Genomic DNA, 22,193 nt, shown 5'->3' on the forward strand with positions numbered 1-22,193 from the left:
TGCCCGGAACGGAAATACGTTTCACAGGCGGACCCGGATATCGACACGAGTCGTACTATTCACACCGAATTCGGCAACTTTTTCGCGTATTCCCAATACTGGAAATATATTTCGGGAACACCGCGAATCGTCGTGGCGCCCCGCGAAACCGACTCGGACCGGCCGCGCCGCGTCGATCACGGCCGGATGCTGCGGCAGCGAGGGGCGGGGGTCCGCGCATACGGCGGCGGGGGCTTCCCGTCCGTTCACCGCGCCGAACCTTCGTCCGTCACATATCATTCGCTGAGCACCTATCCGACCGATCGACGTTGCCGCACAACACACAACACAACAACGCGACACGGCAACCTGCGAAATCATAGCGATCGCGCGCGGCTATCGCACACCGCGTTTCTCACCACCAGGTCAGGGCGTTCCCGAGGATCGACCAGGACGTTGCGATCCGTGCAATGCACAATTGGTATCGACGGATATTCGGCAATCCGCGGCCGCTCCGGGTGATGCGCGCACGCGGATTATACCGAACATTTCCAGCAGCCCCGGAGCTATCACAACGGGCGCCGGGCGTCAGCCGAGGTAGCGCACACCCGTCGCGGTCTCCGAGGCCGACCACAGGGCCGCTCGCAGCCGCGAGTCCTGCGATCGCGCGCTGGATTTCACCACCTCCGGATGGCCCTGAATCTCCAACAGCCCACCCGGACCGTAATACTGGCTCCCCCGGGCGGACGGATCCGTGGCCGCCCGCAGCGTCGGCAGGGCACCCATCGCGGGCGTGCGCCCGAACAACTTGGCAACGGCCAGATTCGGGATCCGGAACCATGGCGCCGAATACCGGAACACCTCCGTGCTGGCCCCGCCGGGGTGGGCTGCTAGTGCCGACACCGGCCGGTCCGCCGCCCGCAGCCGCCGGTCCAGCTCGTGCGTGAACAACAGGTTGGCCAGCTTGGAATCCGCGTACGCGCTTGTGCCGCACGGATTTCCCGCATCATCGAAACGGCCGAACCGGTGGCCGATACTGCTGACCGACACCACCCGCGCGCCCGGCGCCAGCAGGTCCAGCACCAGGCCGGTGAGGGCGAAATGGCCGAGATGATTCACCCCGAACTGGATCTCGGCGCCGTCGGCGGTGCGGCCCCGCAAGCCGGTGACGCCCGCATTGTTGATCAGCAGGTCGATCCGTTCGTGCCGGTCGCGGATCTCGTCCGCCGCGGCGCGCACCGAGGCCAGGGAGCCGAGGTCCAGCGGCACCGTCGCGACCTCGGCGCCCGGCGCCGAATCGGCGATCCGCTCGGCCGCGGCCCGCGCCCGCTCGGCGTCCCGGCACGCCAGCAGCACGGCGGCCCCGCGCGCGGCCAGCGCCCGGGCGGTCTCGTAGCCGATGCCCGTATTGGCGCCCGTGACGACGGCCACCCGGCCGCGCTGATCCGGCACATCCGCCGCAGTCCATTTGCTCATCGTTCGCTCCTAACATGAACCATCCGTTCATATTTAAGGTGAACGACTGGTTCATGTAATGTCAAGCCATGGCTACCCCACGCCGAGCCGATGCGCAGCGCAATCGGGAGGCGATCCTGCGCGCCGCGCGCGACCTGGTCATCGCCCGCGGGCCGGAGGTCGGGATGGATGAGATCGCCGCCGCCGCGGGCGTGGCCGTCGGCACCCTGTACCGGCATTTCCCGACGAAGAAGGATCTGATCGAGGCGATCGTCGCCGAGTTGGAGGCGCGGATCACCGCCTCGCTGGATGCCTCGGCTGCCCGCGTCCGCGCGCGCGAATCCGCCGCGTTGGACGAGATCGTCGGCCTGCTCCGCCAGGTGACCGTGGAACTGCGGGAAGAGCGGCTACTGCGGCATGCCGTCACCGGGCTCGCCGACGACTCTTTGCGGCGGCTCCGAGACGGCGCGGCCGAGGCGGTGCGCGGCTTGGTCGCCGCGGCCCACCGAGAGCACGCCCTGTATCCGGACGTCACGGTCGATGACGTGGTATTGCTGCTGGCCACCGCTCCGGCCGACAATGCCGCGCAGGCGGTGCGGTCCAGATGGCTGACCCTGGCCCGGCGCGCCCTGGGTCCGATATCTACCGGGGCGTCCCAGGTTTCGGTGGACCACACCTAGCGACCGGGCAGGACAGGTTGCGGCGGCGCGGGTCTCAGCGAATCACCGCTGGCAGCCGCGCGAAACAGGCTGCGGCGTAAGCAATGCCGCCGTGCTCAGAGATGTGGGTGGCAGCCTAGAGACGCGGAGAACACCGCGGGCCGACGGTCGGGCACTGCGCGATGCGCGCGTTCGGGCGACGTACGGCCGAACCGCAGTGACCGGCGCGCATAATCCCGCAGCACCGGCAGGAATGCGCGGTGTTCGGTGTGGTGGAAGTGGGTTCGGATGCCCATCACGCTCCCTTCTCCGCCCTCGGGGGGAAGGCTCATTCTTCCACCCATACCGCCGGTATGCCCGTCGAATTTCCGTTCAATCACCTCGGCGGTTGCCGACCCCCCGAGAGAGTGAGATGATTCGCTAGTAAGCCTCTCATCTTATCTAGTGGTCGAAGGAGATCACCATGACCGCGTCGGTCGCACATATCGATAGGAACACCCGGGACCTCCCGCCCCGGCAGCCCTTCGGACCGGGCAACATCATGTGGGACGAGACCGGGCTGATCACGTTCTCGCTCACCGCGGGCTCGGCCTTCCTGCTGCAGACCATGGAGCCGACGATCGCCGCGGTGGTGGACGAGCACTCGACCTTCCGCACCGACCCCATGGGCCGGGCGCTGCGCAGCGTCGCCTCGGTGATGATGTGGATCTACGGCGGCGAGGAGGCGCTGGCCGAGGCGGACCGGCTGCGCAAGATGCACGCGACCCTGAATACCGTCGACGCCCACGGAGTTCAGCACAAGGCGCTGTCGTCGGGACCGTGGGCCTGGGTGCTGCACACCGCCATCTACGCCTATACCGAGGGCAATCGCCACTTCACCCGCAAGCCCCTGACCGACGCGGACAAGGAGCAGTACTACCGCGAGGTGGTGCAGCTGATGCGCAACTTCTCGGTGCCGCCCAAGGAGATTCCGCCGACCTACGCCGAATGGGAGAAGTTCTTCACCGACACCGTCGAGAACCATTTGGTGGCAACCACTGTCGCCGAGGACTATCTGCGGGTGAGCCGCAAGATCGCGCGCCCGACCTTCGTGCCGCGGGCCTTGGCTCCGGCGTGGAACGTGGCGGCCACGCCGGTCAGCCGGATGCAGTACTTCTTCACCGTCGGCACCACGCCCGAGGTGGCCCGCCGCAAGCTCGGCCTGACCTGGACCGCCGCCGACGAGCGCAAGCTGCGCGCGCTGGGCTGGGTGATCGGCCGCACTCTCCCGCTCCTGCCCGAGCGGGTCCGCTACTTCCCCATCGCCTACGAGGCCCGCCGTCTCGAGCGCGACCGGGCCCGGCTGCGCAAGATGATCGACCTGCGGCCGCTCTGAGCCGCGACCGGCCGGTCCCGGTACGGCGTAGTTCCCCGCTACGCGCCTCGGCGTGTTGAAGAATGCTACGGTGACCGACCCCTTCCCCGACCGCGGCGGTGATCGATGACGAGCAGTACGCATTCGGCGTCCGGCGTGGACGACGACACCGCCGAGCGACTGGCGCAGGCACTGCGCTGCGCCACCGTCTCCGCCGATACCGGCGCCGCCACGGCCGACGCCGCGTTCGAGCAGCTGGCCGCCCATCTCGAACATTGTTACCCGCTGGTCCACGCCGAGCTGGAACTGCGGCGGTTCGGTCACAGTCGGCTCTATCGCTGGGCGGGCGCCGAGCCGGGCACGGCGGCGATCCTGTTGGCGCACATGGACGTCGTGCCTGTCGACGACGAAGCGCGCTGGACGCATCCGCCGTTCGCCGGGGTGGTCGACGACGAATTCGTCTGGGGCCGTGGGGCGATCGACGACAAGAGCCGCGTGATGGCGATCCTGGAGTCCGTCGAGGCGGCGCTGGCGGCGGGAAAACGGCCGCGCCGCACCATATTTCTCGCCTTCGGGCACGACGAGGAGGTATTCGGCACCACGGGCGCCGCCCGGATGGCCGAGTACCTGCGCTCGCTCGACATTCGCGCGGACCTGCTGGTCGACGAGGGCGGCGTGGTCACCACCGGCATCGCCCCGGGGGTGCGGCGGCCCGTCGCCTTCCTGATGCTCGGCGAGAAGGGCTGGGCCACGGTGCGTCTGGCGGTGACCGACGTCGGCGGGCATTCGTCGATGCCGGGGCGGCAGACCGCGGTCGGGCGAATCGCGCGGGCGGTGGCGCGGCTGCAGGACAATCCGATGCCGCTGCGCATGACGCCCGCGATCGCGGACATGCTCACCCGGACCCGGCCCGCCATGTCCGGATTCCGCCGCGCCGCAGTGGGTTTGCTGCCCAGGTCGGGTGGCGCGGTGGCGCGGGTGATGGCCACGCAGCCGCAGACCGAGGCGCTGGTGCGCACCACCACCGCGCCCACGGTCATCCGCGGCGGTGTGAAGGCCAACGTGCTGCCGCAGTCGGCCGAGGCCCTGGTGAATTTCCGCATCCTGCCCGGTGATTCGGTGGCCGGGGTGCTCGAGCACTCCCGGCGGGTCGTGCGCGACGACGGGGTAGCGATCGAACTCGTCGGACTCGCCTCGGAGCCCTCCGACGTCACCGGACCGGGCCCGGACTTCGACGTCCTCGCCGACATCGCCCGCGCCGTCGTACCCGAGGCGGTGATCAGCACCGGCCTGGTCCCCGGGGCCACCGACTCCCGCTACTACGACAACCTCGCCACCACCCGCTGCAACTTCGCCCCCATAATCCTCACCAAATCCGACCTCGACCGCATCCACGGCACCGACGAACGCCTCTCCCGCACCAACTACGCCCGCCTCATCACCTTCAACACCCACCTCCTAACCCACCTAACCACCCCCTAACCCCTCCGCGCACAGGCCAAATGCGGCAACCCCGAATGGTGTGAGCGGAGATGATGCCCGGCTCCGACGTCGTGGGCAGGTTGGTGACGCGGGGGTCGTGCCGGAGAATGGCGGAGTCCGGTGGATTGGTGGAGGGAGAGGTGTGATGACTGGGAATGCGGGTGGGCGGTTCGGTGGGCGGGGTGGGGAGATCTTCTGGCGGGCTTGGGGGCCTGAGCGAGAGGTGCGGGGGGTTATGGTGCTCGTGCATGGGGTGGCCGAGCACTCCGGGCGGTATGGGCATGTCGGGGAGCGGCTGGCGCGCGGGGGGTTCGGGGTGTACGCGCTCGATCACATCGGGCACGGACAGTCGGACGGAGGGCAGGCGAATATCGACTCCATCGAGGGGGCGGCCGACAATGTCGCCCGGATGCTCGAGATCGCGACCGAACGGCATCCGGGCCTCCCCCGGTTCGTCGTCGGGCACAGCATGGGCAGTCTGATCACCCTCTACCTCGCCACCCGGGCGCCGCTGGACGTGGCGGGAATCGCGGTATCGGCCCCGCCGCTGGTGATCGAGGCAGGCAACTCGGTACAGCGGCTGCTCGCACCGGTATTGAGCCGCTGGACTCCGAAACTGGGTGTGCTGCAATTGGATTCATCGCTGATCAGCCGCGATCCGGAGGTGGTGCGCGCCTATGACGCCGATCCGCTGGTGTTCCGCGGCAAGTTGCCCGCCCGCACCGGTGCCGAGATCTTGCGGGCGACCGAAACGGTCGTCCGGCGCCTGCCCCGGCTCACCGTCCCGACACTCGTGCTGCACGGCGGCGCCGACGCCATCGCGGCGCCCTCGAGCGCGGACCTGATCGAGCAGCGCGCGGGCGCGAAAGACCTTACCGTCGAACGGTATCCGGGTCTCTACCACGAGATCTTCAACGAGCCGGAACAGGAGACCGTGCTCGACGACCTGGTCGACTGGCTCGACAAGCACCTCGCCCCATAGCGCTTCCGGACGGCAACCGTGGGCCGCGGCCGAAAGGCTTACGGGATAGCACCCCCGGCTTCTACTATGATGTGTAGTAGCACCGCAACCCCGGGGAAGGTCGCACATGGAACCATTACCGTAGAACGCACCATCGCGGCGCCGATCGAGGACGTCTTCGAATGGTTGTCCAACGCGGACAACTACACCCACTCATCGGTCGTCCTGCGTCGGCGGCTGGTGCGGCCCGGCGCGGACGCCCCCTACGGACGTGCCGCGGTCCGGGATCTCACCTGGGTCATCGGCTGGTTCCGCGAGCGCATCACCGCCTACAACCCGCCGCACAGCTTCGACTACTACGTCGAGCGCAGCATCCCGCCCGCCCGGCACGACGGCGGGAGGCTCGTCTTCGCCGAGGTGCCCGGCGGAACGCGGGTCGTCTGGACGACCACCGCGGAGGTGCCGGTGCCGCTGGTCGGGGGCCTCGTCACGCGGGTGCTGGCCGGGCCGATCATCTCCTACGTCTTCGGGAAGGTGCTCGAGACCGCGGAGCGCTCGCTCGGCGTCGGCACCCCGGCGTAATTCGCCGCCGACCGCTCCCGAACCGGCCCGCAATGCGACGAAAACTGTTCAACCAGCGGCAACCGTGGGCTGTTACCGTGCGCGCGTGTCCGCACGCCTGGTGGTAAGTGTCCATGACGTGGCTCCGGCGACCGCCGGCGAGACCGAACGCTGGTGTGCCGACGCCGATGCGCTCGGTATTCCCGTCTCGTTGCTCGTGATTCCCGGCCCGTGGCGCGGCGGCAGCCTGTCCGAGGCGCCCGAGTTCGCGGCATTCCTGCGGGGGCGCCGCGAGCATGGCGACGAGATCATGGTGCACGGCTGGGACCATCGCGCGACCCGTGCGGGCGCGCTGAAACGCAGGGCGGTGGCCCGGCTGGTCGCGCGGGGCGCGGCCGAATTCGCCACCCTCGATTCCGCGGACGCCGAGGAACGGCTGCGGCGGGCCGTCGCGGTGATGGACGAGCAGGGGTTGTCCACCACCGGCTTCACCCCGCCCGGCTGGCTCACCTCACCCGCCGCCGAACGCGCGCTGATCCGGACCGGATTCTCGCACACCACAGACCATTTCGGCGTGCGCGACCTGCGTTCCGGACGCCGCGTGCGCGGGTTCGCGCTGTCGCAACGTCCCGGCGGCCTGGGCGAGCGCCTGGCCACGCGGCTGCTCCAGGTACAGGCCCGCCGGACGGCCGAACGTGGTGGATTCGTCCGTATCGCACTGCATCCCGACGACCTGCGCCGCCTAGGCCTGCGAGATGCCGCCCTCCGCGCCATCGACCTCGCACTGTCCGCCGGTGCCCGCGCCACCACCTACGCCGAGGTGATCCGATGACCACAACCCGGCACCCCACCCCTGATCGACGGGTGGATCCCGGCCAAAAGCACGCCGGGAATAGGAGGGGGCAAAGCGCCGGGGTTATGAAGGGGGATGTAGCGATGGGCGTATCCGAGCTGGTCGATCGTGGTGGTTGCCAGGGCTCGTGGCTTGGTGCCGAGGGGGAATGCGCGGCCGCTCCGGTGCGTGCCGAAGGACGCGGGCAGGGACGGGGCGATCAAGGACGGGTTCGGGGGCTGTCGGTGGTGGGGCGGGGCGGGATGGTTGGCGGCTGATGCGGATAGTGCAGTTGGCCAATTTCTATACGCCTGCCTCGGGTGGGCTGCGGACCTGTGTCGATGAGATCGGGCGGGGGTATCGGGGCGCCGGGCACGACCGAGTGCTGGTGGTGCCGGGGCTGGCCGATGCGGACGAGTTCACTCCCGCCGGGCGCCGAATCACGGTGCGGGGGCCGCGTTTCGGCACGGCCGGATATCACGTGCTCACCGCCCGGCGCACCCGTCCGCTGCTCGAACGCCTGCGGCCGGACGTGCTGGAGTGCAGCGACAAACTCAGTATGCGCTGGCTGGCGCCGTGGGCCCGGCGCGCGGGTGTGCCGCTGGTGCTGTTCTCCCACGAACGCATCGACGCCATCCTGCGGACGCGCGTACCCCCGGGCTTTCCGCTCGCCACCGCCGCCGACCTGGCCAACCGGCGGCTGGCCAACCGGGTCGAACACATCGTCGTCACCTCCGATTTCGCCCGCGCGGAATTCACCCGCATCGGTGCGCGCAATGTGCACCGCATCCCGCTGGGCGTCGATCTGGGTGTCTTCCGGCCTGACGAGAATAAAAGTCCCGCAGGGCATTCCGGGCCGCTGCGCCTGATCCTGGTGAGCCGGTTGTCCCGGGAGAAGCACCCCGAACGCGCGATCGAGGCGTTGCGCCTGCTGCGCCACAACGGCATGGACGCCGAACTCACCGTCGCGGGCGACGGCCCCCTCGGCGATGATCTGCAGGTGCTGTCCCGCGGTCTCCCGGTCCGGTTCGCCGGACACATCTCCGACCGCGAGGTCGTGGCGGCCATGATCGCCACCGCCGACATCGCGCTGTGCCCCTCCCCCGCAGAGACTTTCGGCCTCGCCGTCCTCGAATCCCTCGCCTGCGGCACTCCCGTGATCGTCCCGCGTGACGGCGCGGCCCGCGAACTCCTCGGGCCGCCCGGCTCCGGAATCGATTGCGACGGAACCCCACAAGGTATCGCCGCGGCGACCCGCAAACTGCTGTCCGTCCCCGCCGAACACCGCGGCCGCGCCGCCCGCGCCAGCGCCGAACGCTTCCCCTGGTCGCGCACGGTGACCGGAATGCTCTGCCTCTACGCGGATTTCGAACCGGGACTGCGCACGGCATAGAACGCCGCGTTCTCGCATCCATCCCATGGCTGGACCGCTGGTCACACACGACCCACCAAAATGCTCCGCCACCAGGCATTCCAAGCGGGGCTGCGCACGGCACAGAGCGCCCACGGCACACCAGCCCGGCACCCACTAGGCGCGCCGGTTCCGGGCCTCCATTGCGGTATCCACCAACGTCGGACAACCCTCCCTTAATTTCTGCACGCGTTTGGCCGGAATCTCACTGCGGCTGAGGAGATCCCGGCCAAGAGCACGCCGGGATGACGGGGGCGGCACACCGAGACGACAAGAGCGGCACGCCGGGGACGACACGAGCAGCACACCGGGGACGACGGGAGCTGTCACCGCCGGGATGACAGGGGTGCCATCCGCAAACGAGATGGGGCGCAGACGTTCGGCCCTTCCGGCTGGGGACCGAGCCGATGTGGAAGGTCGTGCAGCGCCACGCCCTCGTGGGCGGGGCGCTGGTCATGGCTGGTGAGCCGGGTTCTGACGATGGGTGTCTACCGGTGGGAGGTGGACAGGACCGGTTCCGGCGCCGGGAGTTCGTCGCGCAGGGTGGGCGAATTGGCGAGCAGCGCAACGCCTCCGATCACCGAGGCCGCCGCGGCGACGAGCGGGACGACGGGCGGGTACGTGGTAGCGGCGAACAGGGTCAGGCCCGCCGCGTAGCTCAAGACCGGGTCGGTGATGGTCATGGTGGTCAGGGCGGTGGGCAGCGAGCCACGGGCGAACGCCTCCTGCGTCAGGATCCCACCCACCACGGTGGACACCGGCACCCCGAGCCACGCCCAACTCAGCTGCGGCAGCGCCGATGTCGCGACCGTGACCAGCACCGCGGTCGTCGCGAAACACCAGCCCGCCGCCATCGCGGTGCACGCAGAACGCAGTTGCGGCGGCCGCACGAGACGCCCCACGGCCAGCAGTGCCGTCACCGCGACCAGCGCGATGCAGGCCGCGACGGGAAGCCGCTCCACGCGGACCTCACCGTGCGGAACACCCGGCGCCACAAGCAGAACCAGCCCACCGCACACCGACGCGGTCCCCACCCAGTCCCGCCGCGGCAGTCGCGATCGGCGCCGCCCGGCCGCGAACGGCAGCGCGAACAGCAACTGGGTCACCAGCAGCGCCTGCACCATCGAGATCGCCCCGACGCGCAGCGCCGCAGCGTGACACAGGAATCCGGCGACGCTGCACGCCTGCCCGATCAGCCAGCGACGATTCGTCAGCAGCGTCCGGGCGATCCCGGCCACCGCGAGCACCCCCGCGTCGCCGCCCGCCGCCAGCGCGGCGCTGCGAGCACTGCCCTGTTGCAACGCCGCCGACACCGCGAACAGCAGGGCGGCCAGCAGCGCCAGCGCACCACCGGCCGCCCCCGGCCCGGTTGCGATCACCAGCCCATCCTGGCCGCCCCGGGTTAATCGGAGATGGCGTCCGCGTGGATCGCCGCCTACTTGTAGTTCGCCAGGCAGGCGCCCTCGCCGTCGAGCACGCCGGATCGGAACGCGTCCAGCCGCTGATAACCGCTGGCCACGACCTTGCCGTCGACATCACCGGCCGCCGCGCCGTCGGCGAGCAGGCCGGACACGGCCGCGTCCAGATCGCCCGCGGTCAGCCGCGGGTCGCTGGCGGGATCGCTGAGCCTGGTAGTGATCACACCCGACAGGCACGCGGTGCGCAGGCCCGCGCTCTCCGCGCCGGACAGCGGCAGATTCCGGTCCTGCTGCACCGCCAGCGCGTAGCGGGAGATGAACACGAGGAATGCGTTGTAGTTGCCCTCCACCATCGCCGACAAGGGCTCGTCGGCGCCCGGCAGATCCCCGGCCCGCTCGGCCAGTCCCGGCACATTCGCGCCGATCTTGTTGGTCGCCGGACAGTACGACACCGGTTCCGCCGCAGTGCCTTTCGGGCAGTTCCGCACGACGCCCGAGTAGTCGATCTGCGGCGCCTGCCGCACCGGATAGATCCGGCCCAGCGCCTGGGCGACCAGGTCCAGCGACGCGTTGTCGACCGGCAGCTGGTTCTCCCTGTCACCCTCTTCGAAGGTGGTCGGCAGCTCGCCGCGCCGCTGCTTGATCTCCTTGCGATTGATGTTCTTACAGCCCTCGGTGCCGTCCTGCCAGCCGATCTGCACGGCCGTCACCCGCTCGAACGCCGATCCGTGCACATTGCGCGGGTTGTCCGGATCGTGATCGCGGACCGCGACGGCCGCGCCCAGCACACCGTTCATCCCGTCGGTGGTGTTGAGGGTGAAATGCGCCGAATTGCCCTCGGCCACTTGCCGAAGGAACACTCCGGCGAAGCAGTCGGCCTGCTGTTCCAGGACGATGCCCGGGGTGAGGAAGCCGTTCAGCCGGGCCTGGTCCTGCAGCGCGTGGCCGTACTCGTGAGCGAGCACCATCACCACGGCCATCTTCCCGTACTTGTCCGCGATCAGCGGCAGCAGTTTGCCGCGGTCCCAGCCGATGGTCTTGTCCAGTTTGCAGTAGGCGGCGTTCACCATTTTGTGGGTGGAGGACTTGCAGAAGGTGACAGCCTGCTCCTTGGGCGCGCGCGCATCCCAGGAGATGAACCGGTCCACCGGTTTGAAGTCGCCCTTGAAGAACTCGGGATATTCGGCGGCCCAGTATTCCTGCAGATCCGACAGTGTATTGAGGGCCAGCCGGTCCATCTCGCCGCCGTCGCCGTTCTCCGCGTGCAGCGGAGCGTCCGGCGCGCCCGCGCGCGGCCCGCTGGGCCCGCCGCTCTGGGCCGCACCCGCCACCGCCCACGGATTGTCCGCCTCGGCGGCGACCTGTTGCACCGCGGAGCCTTTCGGCTCGTCACCGCATCCGGCCAGTGCCGCGCCGAGCACCAGCAGCGCGGCCAGCGCCCGCCGCGGCCGTATGTGTCGTACCAAGTTGTCTCGCCTCCCCGAATTCCGATATCACCGACCCGGATCCCACGACGATCCGGAATCCGCGACAGCGGCCCCCCGTCTCCGAGCGCACACATCGTAATCGCAAACACCCGCACCAGCGCAACGAATGTGGCGAGATCGTGTGGTCGCCGAGGGCGAGCAGGCGTTCGTAGAGCAGGGTGATCTGCTTGGCGCGAGTGATGCGCCGGGTCGTGGTCGCCTCGGACACCGGGAACGCGCGGGCGATCTCGGCGGCGCAGCAGGTCGCCGGTTTCGCTGCGGGACTTCCCGTCTCGTCCGCGGACTCCATGATCGGCCTGATGTCGGTGTAGGCGACCGGAGGCGCTGGGCACCCCTGCCAGCACGCCGCGATCTCGGTGGCACGGTCGAAGCTCTCGCACTCGACCCACCAGAAGCCCGCCAGCACCTCCTGCGTTTCGGCATACGGCCCGTCGATGACGAATGCCATGCCACCGTCGTGAACTCCGCCATCTTCGCGAAACCCTCGGGCGTCCAGGCCGATTCACCAGCGACGTCGGAGCCGCCTCCTATTCTCGGACATCGCGACGCGAAACATTTCGCGTCCGCAGGGCCAGCGTGGCCAGTCCCGCTATCACCATATACACGCCGACGACCCACAGTCCCGCGCGCTGCGTGCCGGTCAGATCCTTCAGCCAGCCCGTGATGTAGGGCGCGGCGAACCCGCTGACATTGCCGAGGGAGTTGATCAGCGCGATGCCACCGGCCGCCGCCGCGCCGGACAGGAACGTGCTGGGCAGTGCCCAGAACGTGGGCAGCGCGGCCATCACCCCGACCGCGCACACCGTGACCGCGGTCATCGCCGCGAACGGGTTGCCCAGATACAGCGCGACGGGGATCGCCAGGCCGCCGAGGATCGCGGGCAGCGCCACATGCCAGCGCCGCTCCCCCGTCCGGTCGCCGTGGCGGCCCCACCACACCATCGCCACGGCACCGATCACATACGGCACCGCGGTGATCAGCCCGCGCTGCACCACCGAGTAGCTCGCCCCGTACTGCTCCTGGAATCCCGCGACGATCGTCGGCAGGAAGAAGCCGAGCGCGTACAGCCCGTAGGCGATGCCGCCGTAGATGGCGGCGAGACCGAGAATGCGCGGGTGGGTCAGCGCCTTGCGGACCGTCCAGTGCTCGGCCTGGGCCAGTTCCTCCTGTTCGCGCGTCAACTCGGCGGCCAGCCATTCGCGTTCGGCCGGTGCCAGCCAGCCCGCGCGCTCGGGCCGGTCGGTCAGATAAAACCAGGTCAGCACCGCCAGCAACAGCGCGGGCAGCCCCTCCACCAGGAACATGAACCGCCAGCCGGACAACCCGAACACCCCGTCGCCGTACTGGATGATCAGGCTCGACAGGGTGGAGCCCAGCGCGGTGGAGATCGGGACCGCGGTCATGAACAGCGCCACCACCCGCGCCCGGTACCGCTGCGGGAACCAGTAGGTCAGATACAGCAGGATCCCCGGAAAGAATCCCGCCTCGGCGACGCCGAGCACGAATCGCAGGATGACCAGCACCGTCGGATTGGGCACGAAGGCCATCGCCGTGGCTATCACACCCCAGCTGAGCATGATCCGGGCGATCCACCGCCGCGCGCCGAAGCGGTGCAGCGCCAGGTTGCTCGGCACCTCCAGCACCAGATAGCCGAGGAAGAAGATGCCGGAGGCGAACCCGAACACCGTCTCCGACATCCCGAGTTCGGCCTTCATGCCGCTCGGCCCGGCGAAACCGATGTTCACCCGGTCCAGATAGTTCACGAAATACAGCAGTCCGAGGTACGGCACCAGGCGCAGTCCGACCTTGCGCAGGGTGGTCCGGGAGACATCGGTGTCATCGAGCACCTGCGTACTCTCCGGTCCGGAATGCCGGAAGTCAAGGCCGCTATTGCACGCAGAACTCGTTGCCGTGCGGGTCGGCCATGGTGGTCCACTCGCCGCCGAGGTCGCCGTCGTAGAGCCGGGTCGCGCCCAGGGTCTCGAGCCGGATCACCTCGGTCGCCCGGCGTTCGGGACCGACCTCGACATCCAGGTGCAGCCGATTCTTGACCGTCTTGGGTTCGGGCACGAACTGGAACACGATGCGGTCGCCCTGCGCGATGCCGGTCGTCTCGTCGACCGCCGCCTCCGGTGCGCGGATGGCGGAGAAGTCCAGCCAGTACAGTCGGTCCCCGGCGCGCACCACGCGGTCGGCGGCGATCTCTCCCGAGTCGACCATCCGGCGCAGCAGCGGCGTGTGGTTCTCGATCACATAGCCGAGCGCCTGCGCCCAGAACCGGGCCAGTTCGTTCGGGTCCGGTGAATCGATGACGACCTGGTAGCGGATGCCCATCCTGTTCCTTCCTCCGGTGTAATCCCTGCCACGTGACAGGATTTCACCGTCGGCCGCAACTCGGAGACGCGATGCCGGATCCGGCTCGCGAGGCGGCACAGGGATAGACGGCAATCAGCGCGCGAACCTCTTCGGGCTCATTCCCGGGGCCGGCCTCGACTACTCCGACCGAGGGCGGTGGGGGACGAATTCCAGGGTGAGCAAGGCCGCGGCGGTGAAGACGATCTCGCGCCAGCGGATCAGGACGAAGCGCTGGTCGCCGAAGGAGTTGAACTTGCGCAGGAACCGGTACAGCGACTCCAGGCGGATCAGTGGGTCGAGGGTGCGGGCGGCCAGGTAGATCGCCTGTAGCGAACGGGTCCGCTGCTTGTCGGCGAACAGCTCCGGGAATGCCGCGAACGCCAGCGAGATACGCTGCACGCCTTTGTCTTTGCCGTATTCGACCAGATCCACGATCATGCGCTCGTCCAGGCCGTTGGGCGCCTCTTTGCGGCGCCACGGGACGTCCAGGCTCAGCTCGGCGCCATGGTTCGATTCGCCGTAGCGCTGGAAGCCGACCACCCGTCCGTCCGCGTCGCGCGCGATGACCACGAGCATGCCGGGGTGGCGGCCGTCGAGGAGGTGGTCGAGGATCATCGAGAACCCGCGCGTCTGACGGCCCTTGCCCCACTCGTCGACGATGTCGAACAGGGCGCCGCGCAGCCGCGGGTCCAGCTCGGTCTCCCTGACGATCTCGGTGGTCACCCCGAAGTTGCGGGTGCGGCTGACACCCTGGCGCAGATTGCGGTACTTGCGGCCCACCATGTCGAACCGGGCGACGTCGATGACCACGTCCCGGCCGATCGGAATCGCCCGCAGCCCATGATGTTCCGCGGCGCAGCCGCGCCACAGCTCGGTCAGGTCCGGGCTGGCGCCGAGCACCGCGACACGCCAGCCGTGGTTCATCGCGAAGTCGGAGAACTCCCGGATCAGGGTGGCGAAGTCGGCGCGGTTGCCGACCGGATCACCGGCCACCACCGCGATGCCGAAGCGGGTCCGATAGCCGAGGGCGGCCGTCGAATTCGCGTTGAAGAAGTAGGTTTTCGCCGAGTGCAGGGCGAAGGGCGCCAGCGGGTCGCCGGCGGTCCGGTCGACAAGCGCGGCCACCCGGTACTGCTGTTCCGGCTGCGGGCACGAGGAGACCGGCAGCATCAGGATGAATCCCGTCGCGGCCAGGCTCACGAACCCGATGGCCGAATGCCCGTTGTGGTAGGCGATATTCGAGATGCCGAGCACCAGCAGCGCCCACGCGAAATGCGGCAGCGTGATCGGCCGCCGCAGATGCAGCCCGCGGGCCACGAACAGCCCCGCCAGCGACACCGCGACGAACCAGCTGTGGTCGACCCCGACCCGCGAGGCCCGGTCGGCGGCGTACACCAGCACCACGCCGACCAGCAGCAGCACCACGATCAGTGGGACCCGGACCGCGCGGGCGGGCGAGACGGCCGCGTCCCGGTACGTCCTGCGGTACCCGGTGACAGCGGAGTTCAGCTCGGCCACGTCACAAACCCCGGCATCCACGCAGGTGAGCCCGCCGACCGCCCACGAAAACCCTCGCCATCCTCATCCTCCCGATGGTCCCGTCCCACCACGACTATCCAGAACAAACCCTCCGGTCGGAAGTATCCCACCGAAATCCGCACACCTCACGACCCGCCCGACCGACATCGAACCCACCGACCCTGCGGACCCATCCCCTAAATCATAGGATGAATCCGCAAACGGGCGCGCACGGAGTTCAACCGATACTCCCCCACCCCTGTTCCCGCAACGGGTTTATGCATTGCGCCACACCACAATTCCCGCACCCCTCATTGATTCACGCACCCCCTCCAGCACATGCGGAGGGTGCGTGAGCATGCACGGAGTGCGACGGTGCTCACACCCCATCGGCCAGCGGGCTGGTGCGCGAGCCTGCGCGGAAAGGTACGCCCACCTGACCGACCCACGCACCCCGCGTCGATCCGCGCACCCGCTGCAGCACGTGCACAGGGTGCATGAGTACGTACGGGGTGCGACGTCCTCACATCCAGGGGCCATCCGCCCGGCCAGCGCGGTGGAGAGGTGCTGGATGCGGGGCTACCCCCCGAAGACTCGTTCGACCACGGTTTTCGCCCGTCGCGTCACCCGCATGTAGTGGTCGAGGAACTCGCTGCCGTCGTCGTTCGGCCAGCCCGCGACCCGGGCCACCGCGGACAGCAGCTGCCCCGGTCCTGGAAGCTGGTCGACAGGTTTACCGCGGACCAGCACCAGGGCGTTGCGCGCGCGGGTGGCGGTCAACCACGCGTCCCGCAGCAATTCCACATCCTCGGCGTCCAGCAGCTCCGCCCGCTCGATGGCATCGAGGGACTCCAGCGTGGACGTGTTGTGCAGCGAGGGCACCTCGTGCGCGTGCCGCAACTGCAGCAGCTGGACGGTCCATTCGATATCGGCCAGCCCGCCGCGCCCCAGCTTGGTGTGGGTCGCCGGGTTGGCGCCGCGGGGCAGCCGCTCGGAGTCGACCCGGGCCTTGATGCGGCGGATCTCACGCACCGCGTCGGCGGAGACGCCGCCCTCGGGGTAGCGCACCTTGTCGATCATGTGCAGGAACCGCAGGCCCAGTTCCTGTTCGCCCGCGACCTGGTGCGCGCGCAGCAGCGCCTGCACCTCCCACGGCTGGGCCCACTGCTGGTAGTAGGCCTGATACGCAGCGAGCGTGCGCACCAGAGCACCGTTGCGGCCCTCCGGGCGCAGGCCCGCGTCGACCTGCAGCGGCGGGTCGGTGCTGGGCGCGCCCAGCAGGCGCTGCACCTTCTCGGCGATGCCGATCGCCCACTTGACCGCCGTCGTCTCGTCCGCGCCGGGCCGGGGGTCGCAGACGAACAGCACATCGGCGTCGGAGCCGTAGCCCAGCTCCTTCCCGCCGAGCCTGCCCATGCCGATCACCGCCATATCGGCGGGCGCGGGCCCGCCCAGTTCGGCCTCGCTCGCCCGGATCACCGCCAGCAGCGCGGCCTCGAGCACCGCCACCCACACCGACGACAGCGCCCGGCACACGCGCGGCACGTCGAGCATGCCGAGCACGTCGGCGGAGGCGACGCGGGCCAGTTCGTGGCGGCGCAGCGACCGGGCGGTCGTGATCGCGCGCTTGGGGTCCTCGTAGCGGGCGGCCCCGGCGAGGATGCCGTTGCGGACGTCGTAGAGCTTGGGCGACAGCAACAGCGGGCCGTGGGGCCCATCGGCGAACATCCGGATCGTCTCCGGCGCGTTGATCAGCAGGTCGGGCAGATAGGCCGAGGAGCCGAGCACGATCATCAGCCGCTCCGCGATGGCGCCCTCGTCGCGCAGTTCGCGCAGGAACCAGATCTGGTTCTCGAGCCCCTCCGACACCCGGCGGTACGCGAGCAGGCCCTGGTCCGGATTGGGGGTGTCGCCCAGCCATTCCAGCAGGGTCGGCAGCAGCAGCGCCTGGATGCGGCCCTTGCGGCCCACCTCGCCGGTGAGCGCCTTGAGGTGCCCGAGGGCGTTCTCGGGGGCGGCGTAGCCGAGCGCGGCGAGCAGCCGCACGGCCGCCGTCGGGCTCAGCCGTAGCGCGGCGGCGTCCAGGCGGGCCACCGATTCCAGCAAGGGGCGGTAGAACAGCTTGGCGTGCAGCCGCCGCACCCGCATGGCATTGCGCTTGATCTCGCTCCGCAGGACACCGACCGCGTCCTGGCGGCCGTCGGGGCGCATATGGGCCGCGCGCGCCAGCCAGCGCATGCCCTCGTCGTCGTCGGCGGCGGGCAGGGTGTGGGTGCGCTTGAGCCGCTGCAGTTGCAGCCGGTGCTCGAGCAGGCGCAGGAATTCGTAGGAGGCGGTGAGATTCGCGGCGTCGTCGCGGCCCACGTAGCCGCCCGCGGCCAGCGCCGTCAGCGCCTCCACCGTGCCCTGCACGTGCAGCGACTCATCGGCCTTGCCGTGCACCAATTGCAGCAGCTGCACGGCGAATTCGACGTCGCGCAGGCTGCCGTGGCCGAGTTTCAGTTCGCGCTCGCGCAGGTCCGCGGGCACCAGATCCTCCACGCGGCGGCGCATGGTCTGCACCTCGGCGACGAAATCAGGCCGCTCCGAGGCATTCCAGACCATGGGCATCAGCGCGTCGCGGTATTCCTCGCCCAGCGCGAGATCTCCGGTGGCGGGCCGATTCTTCAGCAGGGCCTGGAACTCCCACGTCTTGGCCCACCGCTTGTAGTACGCCACATGGGATTCCAGAGTGCGCACCAGCGCACCCGCCTTACCCTCGGGCCGCAGCGCCGCGTCCACCTCGAAGAACGCGCTGCCCGCGACGGTCATCAGCTCGGCGGCCAACCGGGTGGCGGTGGTGTCGGCGGGTTCGGCGACGAACACCACGTCCACGTCGGACACGTAATTCAGTTCGCGCGCACCGCATTTGCCCATGGCGAGCACGGCCAACCGCACCGGCACCGGCTGATCCGGGCACACTCGCGCCACCGCCACCGCCAGCGCGGCGGTCAGCGCCGCATCCGCCAGATCGGTGAGATGGCGGCCGACCTGCTGGTACGGCAGGACCGGCTCGTCCTCCACGGTCGCGGCGAGGTCGTAGGCCGCCAACTGCATCAGCTCGTCGCGATACCGCTTGCGCAGCAACGCGATAACCTCCGGCCCGGCAACCTTCGCGCGATACAACAGGGGCCCGGCGTTCGGCCCGTCCTCGGGCACGGCCTGCACCACGCCGAGCAGGTCGGCGATCAGCTCGTCCCGCTCGGGCAGGTCCGCCCGGCGCAGCAACCGCCAGGTGTCCGGCTCGGCAACCAGGTGATCGGCGAAGGCGCTGGAGGAACCGATCAGCGCGAACAGTCTGCCGCGCAACGAGATTTCGGTGCGCAGCGCCGCGTCGAGCTCCGCCCAGCCCGGCCCGAGCCGCTCCCGCAGGCGTGTGAGGGTCAACAGAGCGAGGTCGGCATCGGGTGCGCGCGACAGCGCCCAGAGCAACGGAATGCTATCGACGTTGTCCCAGGCCAATTCTCGCAGGGAATCGGCGGCCGTCGGCTCGAGCAGTCCCAGCCGACCGGCGCCGGGGACCGCGGGACGGGCAGTCGGTGGCCGTACCATGCTCTCAAATTACATGGTCGGCCCCGGCCATCACGCCCGCATGCGCCGGCCGTGGAGAAAGTGTTCTCACTTCGTGCCGCAATGCCCTGCGGGGGCCTTTACAGATCCAGGTACTCCTGCAGCTCGTACTGGGTGATCTGGGCCCGGTAGCCCGCCCACTCGCGGCGCTTGTTGCGCAGGAAGAAGTCGAACACGTGCTCGCCGAGGGTCTCGGCGACCAGCTCCGAACGCTCCATCGCCTTCAGCGCCTCGTCCAGGCTGCCCGGCAGTTCCTTGAAGCCCATGGCGCGGCGTTCGGCGGTGGTCAGCGACCACACGTCGTCCTCGGCCTCCGGCGGCAGCGTGTACCCCTTCTCGATGCCGCGCAGGCCCGCGGCCAGCAACACCGCGAAGGCGAGGTACGGGTTGCACGCCGAATCTGGGCTGCGGATCTCGACGCGGCGCGAGGACTGCTTGTCGGGCGTGTACATCGGAACCCGAACCAGCGCGGAGCGATTCGAACGGCCCCAGGACGCCGCGGTCGGCGCCTCGCCGCCGTGGATGAGCCGCTTGTAGGAGTTCACCCACTGGTTGGTGACCGCGCTGATCTCGTGCGAGTGCTCCAGGATGCCCGCGATGAACGCCCGCGCGGTCTCCGACAGGTTGATCGGGTCATCCGGGTCGGCGAAGGCGTTCTGCTCGCCCTCGAACAGGCTCATATGCGTGTGCATGGCCGAACCCGGGTGCTCGGCAAAGGGTTTCGGCATGAACGTCGCGCGCGCGTTCTCGTCGATGGCCACCTCCTTGATGAGGTAGCGGAAGGTCATCACGTTGTCGGCCATCGACAGCGCGTCGGCGTAGCGCAGGTCGATCTCCTGCTGGCCGGGCGCGCCCTCGTGGTGGCTGAACTCCACCGAGATGCCCATCGACTCCAGCGCGTCGATCGCGTGGCGGCGGAAGTTCGGCGCCTCGTCGTGCACGGCCTGGTCGAAGAAGCCGCCGTTGTCGACCGGCACCGGGTTGCCGTTCTGTAGCGCGGACTTCACCAGGAAGAACTCGATCTCCGGATGCACGTAGCAGCTGAAGCCCAGGTCACCGGCCTTGTTCAGCTGCCGACGCAGCACGTGCCGGGGGTCGGCCCACGACGGCGAGCCGTCGGGCATCGCGATATCGCAGAACATGCGCGCCGAGTGCTGGTGGCCCTTGCTGGACGACCACGGCAGCACCTGGAAGGTCGAGGGGTCGGGCCGGGCGACCATATCGGCCTCCGAGACGCGGGCGAAGCCCTCGATGGCCGACCCGTCGAATCCGATGCCCTCCTCGAAGGCGCCCTCCAGCTCGGCGGGAGCGATGGCGACCGACTTCAGATACCCGAGGACGTCGGTGAACCAGAGTCGTACGAAGCGGATATCCCGCTCCTCGAGCGTCCGCAGCACGAATTCCTTCTGGCGATCCATACGCGCGAGCGTAAGCACCCGGCGTTAAATCCGTGTTACATAGCCATTGTGGAGCTAATTAACCGCATGTGAGGCCGGGCGCAGGCTCGGTCAGATCCGTCAAATACGCGAACGCCGCGTCGTCGACGCAGGGCACGCCGCCGGACAGGAACACGGTGTGCCGGGTGCCGCGGTTCGTGATCAGCGCCGCACCCAGCTCCTGCGCCAGGTTCACGCCCGCCTGGTAGGGAGTGGCGGGGTCCTGGGTGGTGGAGACGACGACGGTCTTCGGCAGGCCCGGCGCCGAGATCCGGTGCGGGCTGCTGGAGTTGGGCACCGGCCAGAACGCGCACAGCTCGAGCGGCGCCTGCCCGGTGGCGTGGCCGTCGTCGAGGAAGGGGGCAACCTTGCGGTATTCGGTGTCCTGCTTGTCGGCGACCGCCCGATCCTTCACCGCGGGGTCGTCCACGCAGTGGATCGCCAGGAACGAGTCCTGCGAGTTGTCGTAGCTGCCGTCCTTGCGGCGGCCGTCGTACAGGTCCGCCAACCGCAGCAGGATGTCGCCCTGCCCGGCGGTCAGCTGGGCGAGCCCGGCGCTGAGCACATTCCAGCTGTCGTCGGCGTAGAGGGTGTTCTGGACGCCGGTGATCGCGTCGCCGTAGGTGAGGCCGCGGCCGTCCTCGGTGATCGCGGGCTTGTCCCACAGCGGCCCGACCAGTTCGCGGAACCTCGTCACCGCCTGCGCCGGATCCGCGCCCAGCGGGCAGTCCGGCTTGCTCGCGCAGTCGGCGGCGTAGGCGTTGAAGGCCTGCTGGAATCCGGCGGCCTGCTGCACCGATTCGGAAACCGGGTCGGCGTTCGGGTCCAGGGCGCCGTCGAGCACCATCGCGCGTACCCGGTCCGGGAACTTCTCGGCGTAGGCCGAGCCGAGCCGGGTGCCGTAGGAGTAGCCGACGTAGTTGAGTTTCTCGTCGCCCAGCACCGCGCGGATCACGTCCATGTCCTGCACCACCTCGCGAGTGCCGACGTGGGCGAGGAAATCGTTGCCCGTGCGCTCGGTGCAGCGGGAGGCGAACTGCTTGTTCTCGTCCTCGGCCGCGGCGATGCCCGCCGGGGTGTTGTCCTTGGGCGGCTCGGCGCGCTCGCGGTCCCATTCCTCGCCGGTCAGGCAGGTGATCAGCGGTGTGGACGCGCCGAGGCCGCGCGGGTCGAAACCGATCCGGTCGAACCGCTCCGCGAGCGGGGTGTCCTGCCCCTGCTGCGCCATCCACAGGCCGGGCTGGCCGGGGCCGCCCGGGTTGAACAGCAGCGAGCCGATGCGCTGCCCGGTCGCCCTGATCCGCGAGATCGCGATCCGCGCCGTCGCGCCCTGGGGCTCGGCGTAGTCGACCGGCACGGTGACGCGGGCGCACTGGGCGCCGTCGGGGAATCGGCTCGACGCGTCGCCGAAGCCCTCGCAGTCGCTCCACTCGGGGGTCTGGGCATAGAACTTCTCCAGCCCGGCCGGTGACGACGAGCCCGCCGGAGGCGAGGCGGGCTGATCATTCGTCGATGTGGAACAGGCGGCGGCCACACAGATCAGGGCCAGCACGGCTGTCGAACGACCGGTACGCGACAAGGGCATGCGAAGAATCCTTCCAGACCTCGCCGTGTGACGAATTGCATGGTCGGCACGCCTTAATCGGGGTGCCGGGGCGGTGGCACACTGGGAGGCG

At 69.4% G+C, this 22,193-nt stretch carries 17 protein-coding genes; 7 read left to right on the top strand and 10 right to left on the bottom strand.

Annotation, left to right across the window (positions count from 1 at the left end):
* Window positions 1–567: 567 nt before the first annotated feature.
* Window positions 568–1,455 (bottom strand): oxidoreductase, encoded by an 888-nt coding sequence (locus ACYVLQ_RS15130; RefSeq protein WP_460698085.1) that lies wholly within the window; start codon window positions 1,453–1,455, stop codon window positions 568–570.
* A 68-nt stretch (window positions 1,456–1,523) separates the two neighbouring features.
* Between ACYVLQ_RS15130 and ACYVLQ_RS15135 the strand changes: the two genes are divergently transcribed.
* The 7 genes from ACYVLQ_RS15135 (at window position 1,524) to ACYVLQ_RS15165 (ending at window position 8,676) form a co-directional block, all read left to right on the top strand.
* Window positions 1,524–2,114: a TetR family transcriptional regulator gene (locus ACYVLQ_RS15135; protein ID WP_460698086.1), complete on the top strand. Its 591-nt coding sequence runs from the start codon at window positions 1,524–1,526 to the stop codon at window positions 2,112–2,114.
* A 442-nt stretch (window positions 2,115–2,556) separates the two neighbouring features.
* A complete protein-coding gene (locus ACYVLQ_RS15140; RefSeq protein ID WP_460698087.1) occupies window positions 2,557–3,468 on the top strand; it encodes an oxygenase MpaB family protein in 912 nt (303 codons plus the stop codon).
* A gap of 105 nt (window positions 3,469–3,573) precedes the next feature.
* Entirely contained in the window at window positions 3,574–4,929 is a 1,356-nt protein-coding gene (locus tag ACYVLQ_RS15145; RefSeq protein WP_460698088.1) for a M20/M25/M40 family metallo-hydrolase, read from the top strand.
* A 145-nt stretch (window positions 4,930–5,074) separates the two neighbouring features.
* Window positions 5,075–5,911, top strand: a complete 837-nt coding sequence (locus ACYVLQ_RS15150) for a lysophospholipase (RefSeq protein WP_460698089.1) — start codon at window positions 5,075–5,077, stop codon at window positions 5,909–5,911.
* A gap of 69 nt (window positions 5,912–5,980) precedes the next feature.
* Window positions 5,981–6,472, top strand: coding sequence for an SRPBCC family protein (locus ACYVLQ_RS15155; protein ID WP_460698090.1), 492 nt, complete (start codon window positions 5,981–5,983; stop codon window positions 6,470–6,472).
* Window positions 6,473–6,557: 85 nt separating this feature from the next.
* On the top strand, window positions 6,558–7,283 hold the full coding sequence (locus ACYVLQ_RS15160; RefSeq protein WP_460698091.1) for a DUF2334 domain-containing protein: 726 nt from the start codon (window positions 6,558–6,560) through the stop codon (window positions 7,281–7,283).
* A gap of 277 nt (window positions 7,284–7,560) precedes the next feature.
* Entirely contained in the window at window positions 7,561–8,676 is a 1,116-nt protein-coding gene (locus ACYVLQ_RS15165) for a glycosyltransferase (protein WP_460698092.1), read from the top strand.
* A gap of 506 nt (window positions 8,677–9,182) precedes the next feature.
* On the opposite strand, the gene ACYVLQ_RS15170 is transcribed toward ACYVLQ_RS15165, so the two are convergent.
* The 9 genes from ACYVLQ_RS15170 to ACYVLQ_RS15210 form a co-directional block, all read right to left on the bottom strand.
* Window positions 9,183–10,073, bottom strand: a complete 891-nt coding sequence (locus ACYVLQ_RS15170) for a DMT family transporter (RefSeq protein ID WP_460698093.1) — start codon at window positions 10,071–10,073, stop codon at window positions 9,183–9,185.
* Between the two features lie 56 nt (window positions 10,074–10,129).
* Entirely contained in the window at window positions 10,130–11,578 is a 1,449-nt protein-coding gene (locus ACYVLQ_RS15175) for a neutral zinc metallopeptidase (RefSeq protein ID WP_460698094.1), read from the bottom strand.
* Complete coding sequence (locus ACYVLQ_RS15180; RefSeq protein WP_460698267.1) at window positions 11,502–12,101, bottom strand: YciI family protein; 600 nt, start codon at window positions 12,099–12,101, stop codon at window positions 11,502–11,504. The genes ACYVLQ_RS15175 and ACYVLQ_RS15180 overlap by 77 nt, the downstream gene beginning before the upstream one ends.
* Window positions 12,102–12,126: 25 nt before the next feature.
* Window positions 12,127–13,446, bottom strand: a complete 1,320-nt coding sequence (locus tag ACYVLQ_RS15185) for an MFS transporter (protein WP_460698095.1) — start codon at window positions 13,444–13,446, stop codon at window positions 12,127–12,129.
* 40 nt (window positions 13,447–13,486) lie between these two features.
* Entirely contained in the window at window positions 13,487–13,933 is a 447-nt protein-coding gene (locus ACYVLQ_RS15190) for a VOC family protein (RefSeq protein ID WP_460698096.1), read from the bottom strand.
* Between the two features lie 159 nt (window positions 13,934–14,092).
* Window positions 14,093–15,472, bottom strand: coding sequence for a bifunctional lysylphosphatidylglycerol flippase/synthetase MprF (locus ACYVLQ_RS15195; RefSeq protein WP_460698097.1), 1,380 nt, complete (start codon window positions 15,470–15,472; stop codon window positions 14,093–14,095).
* 579 nt (window positions 15,473–16,051) lie between these two features.
* Window positions 16,052–19,063 (bottom strand): bifunctional [glutamine synthetase] adenylyltransferase/[glutamine synthetase]-adenylyl-L-tyrosine phosphorylase, encoded by a 3,012-nt coding sequence (locus ACYVLQ_RS15200; protein WP_460698098.1) that lies wholly within the window; start codon window positions 19,061–19,063, stop codon window positions 16,052–16,054.
* Window positions 19,064–19,161: 98 nt separating this feature from the next.
* Entirely contained in the window at window positions 19,162–20,499 is a 1,338-nt protein-coding gene (glnA, locus tag ACYVLQ_RS15205; RefSeq protein ID WP_460698099.1) for a type I glutamate--ammonia ligase, read from the bottom strand.
* A 58-nt stretch (window positions 20,500–20,557) separates the two neighbouring features.
* Window positions 20,558–22,102, bottom strand: coding sequence for an alpha/beta hydrolase (locus ACYVLQ_RS15210; protein ID WP_460698100.1), 1,545 nt, complete (start codon window positions 22,100–22,102; stop codon window positions 20,558–20,560).
* Window positions 22,103–22,193 lie beyond the last annotated feature (91 nt).

Source organism: Nocardia thraciensis (assembly GCF_054782435.1).